Origin of the sequence: Kitasatospora sp. NPDC002965, from assembly GCF_040611255.1 — a bacterium.
In the GTDB taxonomy this organism is placed as follows: domain Bacteria; phylum Actinomycetota; class Actinomycetes; order Streptomycetales; family Streptomycetaceae; genus Kitasatospora.
Window position 1 is genome coordinate 1 of sequence record NZ_JBEXNT010000314.1, and the last position, 1,269, is coordinate 1,269.

The window sequence follows — 1,269 nt, forward strand, 5'->3', positions numbered from 1 at the left end:
GCGCCGCCTGGTCCAGACTCGCCTGCCAGAGCGCGAAGTCCGCGTACTGGACCGGAAGTTCGGCGAACTCCGGGGCCCGGCCCGCCAGCCGCGCGGCGTAGCCGGCCTGGAGGTCCGCCATCAGCGGGGCGAACGAGGCCTCGTCGGCCGCGATGTGGTGCAGCAGCAGCACCAGGACGCGGGCACCGTCGGGGGCGCACAGCAGGGTGGCCCGCAGGGGCGGTTCGACGGCCAGGTCGAAGGGCCGGGCCGCCTCCGCCCGGGCGGCCTCGACGAGGTCGCCCGGGACGTCGCGGACGGTCAGCGGCGCGGCCTCGGCCGCCTCGGCCGGGGTCAGCACCCGCTGGTACGGCTCGCCGTCCAGGACCTCGAAGACGGTGCGCAGGCTCTCGTGCCGGGCCGTCAGGTCGGCGACGGCCGCCGCGAGCGCGGCGGTGTCCGGGCCGCGGCCGTCCGCACCGTCGATCCGCAGGGCCAGCGGCAGGTGGTACGCCGTCCCGGGCCCTTCCAGCTGGTCCAGGAACCAGAGCCGGCGCTGCCCGGCGGAGAGCGGCAGGCGCCCGGGGCGCGGTCCGGCCGTCAGCGCGGGGCGCTCGACGGCGGTCCGGCCCGCCAGGCGGGCGGCGAGCGCGGCCGGGGTGGGCGCCTCGAAGACGTCCCGGACGTCCACCGGGACGCCGAGCGCGGCCCGGATCCTGGCGGCGGCGCGGGCGGCGAGCAGCGAGTGCCCTCCCAGGGCGAAGAAGCCGTCCTCGACACCCGCCCCGGCCAGGCCGAGCACCTCGGCGAAGGCCGCGCAGACGGCGTGCTCGGCGGGGGTGGCCGGGGGCCGCCCGACGACGGCCGGCTGCGCGGGGGCGGGCAGTGCCCGGCGGTCGGTCTTGCCGTTGGCCGTCAGCGGCAGCACCTCCAGCGGCACGACCACCGACGGGACCATGTACTCGGGCAGCACCGCCGCCGCACTCCGGCGCAGCTCCTCGGGATCGGCCGTCCCGGTGACGTAGCCGACCAGCTGCCGGCGGCCCGGCACGTCCTCGCGGACCAGCGCGACGGCCCGGCCGACGCCCGGCAGGGCGGCCAACGCGGCCTCCACCTCGCCGAGTTCGATCCGGAAGCCACGCAGCTTCACCTGGTCGTCCACCCGGCCCAGGAACTGCAACCGCCCGTCGGCCGCCCGCCGGGCGAGGTCGCCCGTGCGGTACATCCGGCTGCCCGGCGGACCGTACGGGTCGGCGGTGAACCGCTCGGCGGTCAGCGCCGCCCGGTTCA

1 protein-coding gene is annotated in these 1,269 nt (G+C 78.6%); it reads right to left on the bottom strand.

Translation table 11 applies throughout. The annotated features are described in order from the left end of the window. On the bottom strand, window positions 1–1,269 hold a 1,269-nt coding region (locus ABZY91_RS42080; protein WP_355409544.1), incomplete at both ends, for a condensation domain-containing protein.